The organism is Bartonella sp. OD88NMGDW, from assembly GCF_042193775.1.
GTDB classification, from domain to species: Bacteria; Pseudomonadota; Alphaproteobacteria; order Rhizobiales; family Rhizobiaceae; genus Bartonella; species Bartonella grahamii.
In genome coordinates this window covers 198370-202315 of the sequence record NZ_JBHIMA010000003.1, presented here as the reverse complement: position 1 = coordinate 202315, position 3946 = coordinate 198370, and the positions used below count along the sequence as shown (strand labels likewise).

2 protein-coding genes are annotated in these 3946 nt (G+C 39.6%); one reads left to right on the top strand and one right to left on the bottom strand.

Translation table 11 applies throughout. The annotated features are described in order from the left end of the window. Nucleotides 1-89: 89 nt before the first annotated feature. The gene (locus ACFIJR_RS03905) at nucleotides 90-659 is read right to left on the bottom strand and encodes a hypothetical protein (RefSeq protein WP_375653659.1); all 570 of its coding nucleotides are present in this window, start codon (nucleotides 657-659) and stop codon (nucleotides 90-92) included. A gap of 87 nt (nucleotides 660-746) precedes the next feature. Here ACFIJR_RS03905 and ACFIJR_RS03900 point away from each other — a divergent pair, with 87 nt between their 5' ends. Continuing rightward, the gene (locus ACFIJR_RS03900) at nucleotides 747-1316 is read left to right on the top strand and encodes a hypothetical protein (RefSeq protein WP_375653657.1); all 570 of its coding nucleotides are present in this window, start codon (nucleotides 747-749) and stop codon (nucleotides 1314-1316) included. The last annotated feature ends 2630 nt before the right edge of the window (nucleotides 1317-3946 follow it).

The window sequence follows — 3946 nt, the reverse complement described above, 5'->3', positions numbered from 1 at the left end:
CCCTTCAAAAACATGTCCCGCGCAACCACCATACGCCCCGCTCCTTTATTAAGTAAAAATCAGAGACCATGCCAAAATGCAGCAAAAGATCAATCCTTTGAAAAGAATGAAAGCCTAAAACCAAGACGCCTTGCTCCTAAACCAATAAGCCCAAGGATAAGACCAAAGACAACGCCAAAAAGAATGTTAAACACCCACCTGTTTGAGAACCACACCCAAGTCAAACCAAAGTGCTCAGCTTGCCCATAAACAAACTTAGAGACAGCGATAATAATGAAGCTCAACAACACCATCTTGAAGAACAAACCCTTTTTTACACCACGCCGCTGCATTACTTCATAACCAAACATAAGGAAAATGCCGGGAGTGCCATAAAATACCACAGCCCGTAAAAATACGCCCCACGTCATCCCCAACGCCTTCATTTCCATATAAACAGACACAAAGACAAAAACCGCAATGCAGAAAAATACCAATCTTTTCAAAGACAAAACACCGCGCAACATCATGCCACTCCCCATCAAGCCATTCAAGGAAAATCCACCATGCAACAAAACACCCCTCTTTTCAAGAGCCAAATCCATGGGGCTCCCCCACACAAGCGCAACAGTCCAAATCACCCCCAAGAGCGCATACCCAACACGCACACTCCAACACATGTCTTCCTCTCATCCCCCTCTTTTACCTAGAGCAAGCAACATTTTTTAAAAAACGAGAAGCAAAGTTAAAATTTTTAAGGAGATGCTATGACCCATCACGAGAAAAAAAATACACAAACCTGCCCGCTTGATCATCAAAATCAAGGAAAGCACATTGGTCATTTAAAGACGCAAGAAATCCCTGTTGAAACGCGTAATCCTTATTTTAAACCCAATCATCCAGAAAGTTCCAGCAATCCGCGCACCATCAATGCCATTGCCAATACACAAAGCCATCCCATTGCACTTTTATATGCGAAAGGACATCTCAGCAAAGCCCAATATAAAGCGGCAGAACGTTTTTATTTTTACTGGCGTCAAAGTCAAGCCGATCTCCACATGAGCCTTGACTATACCCGTGAAAAGGTTTCCTGTAGCCAAGGGTACACACACCCCATTGAACGTCAAATAGAAGCATCCAATCATTTAAAAACAATCAAAGTTCAACTGGGTATTCTTGGCTATTCACTGCTTGAACGCGTTATCGGCTATGGACAAGCAATCAAAGAATTAAATTCTTCAAAACGCAAACAAAATTCCCTTGCCGATCATTTACGAGATTGTTTAGACTTGCTCGCATTTCATTGGGGATATGCAAACCATAAACATTCTGAATAATCCCCTCCTCGCCATTCAAATCTGCCTCCCATGTTGCTGCGCCTTCTAAAGCCCCCCACACCGCTTAATCATCCAGCAGCTCTCCCCAACCTCTTCCACCACTTCACCCCTCACACCCAAAAGGACAATACTTCACTCCACACCCACTCAAGATACACTCCACACCCTTAAAAACAAAAACCCTGCTCCCACACCAGTCCTGTAATCATGAGGTTCTTTTAAGTTTATTCGTGCTTATTGAAGAATAAGTTTTGTTTAAGATGCTTGCATGCATCATAACAGCTTTAAATACAGTTTATTTAAATACAATTTAATTGTTTAATTAATGTCGAGTCTCAAAATAAATATTCAATTGAAAAAGTATTCATTAATTTTTAATGCAAAATGACAAAATTTTCTTTTTTGTAAAAAGTATTTTTTATATTGATATATTTTGAATTCTCTGCTAATTTTAGTGTAATAGTTTTGTAAGTATGAATTTGTGGATTGGATACGGTCTTTTAAATTCATTTTTTTAACATGTCCTACAAGCCAATGTTAAAATTCTCCTGCTTTTAGTCCTCTGATTACAACGGAGGACTTTTTTTTATGACTGTACTTTTTTATAACTGTATTGTCTTAAATCACTCTCTTATGAGCTTTGTTATATTCCTCCATAAAATCTCCCCGCAAACTAGATCATTCTTTTATCAAGTTGGCTTGCGTTCGATCCTCAAAGAACAAAGGTTCTTAACCCAATCTGATCTACAAACAGCTTGGATAGACTTCACTCTTGGTTTTCCATTCACTCTTTGTTTTCTATTCAGGGATTTTCAGCTGAACTCAAGATGCAACACGAGCAAGCTCTGCCCTAAAGATTCACCACGCCCTTTAAAAAACACTTCAATATATCCAAAGCGCCGGCTGGCTCTCATATCACCAAACCGCAAATGACAGTGTTTTACGACATAACAGAATGACTTATGTTTGACGACTTTCTTTATCCTGTAGCCCACCAACCGGTTGATGTATCATGGCACCATTTTGATTTATAATTATAATCGCGCGTTATTCATATTAAAATTAAGCGACCCGAGTATCATAGGGATTGTCTCATTTCAAATTTATTTCATATTGCATCAATCAACAGCATATCTTTTGCACGTTACCAACATGAGAGACATATGAAATAACACACTTCGAAGATAAAAAAGCAAGATGCCTCTTATGAACACGCTCAAGAGCCAAAGGCTGTCATCCCATGAGATGCTAAAATAGTATGATAGTGCTGGCTTTCGCCTTATGCGATTTTAAAAAGGGCTGATCCACTTCACAAGAGATTTCTCCATTATCCCATTCACCAACATTATTGTGAGATAAGACAACATGATGTTTTTAAATCAAGGACGTAAATGTGCAACACAAGTATATTCTGTTTGGAACATTCTGTTTTACGCGACTCACGTAAAACCCCATTAAAAAACTTGCATCCCCACGAGAAAAAACTAAAGCGTGAGGATAAAAACATGAGACAAGCGTGATTCCATTCAGCTATTGCTCTTTAACTGTCAAACCAAATAAAAAATAGATCCGGCCAAATAAAAAATAGATCCGGAAAGACGGAGTTTCATCTATAGCACTTCATATTCTTCTCAAATATGTTCATCTTCCTGCTTTAAGAGATAAACTAAAAAGATATACAACATCGCTCCTAACATCCCCCTCTTTCTAGCATCCCTCAAGAATCAAACGTTATACAGCTCATTTTGTCATATTATAAAGCATTGTTATTTTAATGCGGTGTTGAGGCAGTGAAAATAATTGAAGTGTTTAGCCACCGCCATTAGCGAAGCAAAAAAACAAACTGTTGAAAAGCAGTGTAAATCTTGTGTAAACATAAAAAAAACAAGAAAAAGGCACAAAAATATCTTAATTTTTATAAAAATACTCAACGTCTTTTACGATTGTATTGACGAACAACCCTGATCACATAATCATCTTAAATATTGAGAATAAAAAATGAATAGCCCTACCCTAGCAAATACAGCAACCTACCAATATAAAATATAAAAAAATCTTTTGGTTATCTCTGTTTCTTATAGAATATGCCTTTCCCTATGGATGCACTCTAGCCTCCAAAGAGTGCATTCAATCCATGGAAAGGATGCACTCCAGCCCTCATAAAGAGTGCATCCTTCCCCTCAAACGGATACTGCCCAACCCTCATAAAGCAGTATCCAAACTGTAGAGGATGCACTCCGCCCTCATAAAGAGTGCATCCTTCCCCTCAACGGATACTGCCCAACCCTCATGAAAGCAGTATCCAAACTGTAGAGGATGCACTCCGCCCTCAAAAAGAGTGCATCCTTCCCCTCAAAAGATACTGCCCAACCCTCATAAGGCAGTATCCAAACTGTAGAGGATGCACTCCGCCCTCAAAAAGAGTGCATCCTTCCCCTCAACGGATACTGCCCAACCCTCATAAAGCAGTATCCAAACTGTAGAGGATGCACTCCAGCCCTCAAAAAGAGTGCATCCTTCCCCTCAACGGATACTGCCCAACCCTCGATAAAACAGTATCCAAACTGTAGAGGATGCACTCCGCCCTCATAAAGAGTGCATCCTTCCCCTCAACGGATACTGCCCAACCC

Bases quoted from the DNA above. Each gene is read 5' to 3' on its own strand.
- ACFIJR_RS03905 (WP_375653659.1), bottom strand. From the start codon at position 659: ATGTGTTGGAGTGTGCGTGTTGGGTATGCGCTCTTGGGGGTGATTTGG.
- ACFIJR_RS03900 (WP_375653657.1), top strand. From the start codon at position 747: ATGACCCATCACGAGAAAAAAAATACACAAACCTGCCCGCTTGATCAT.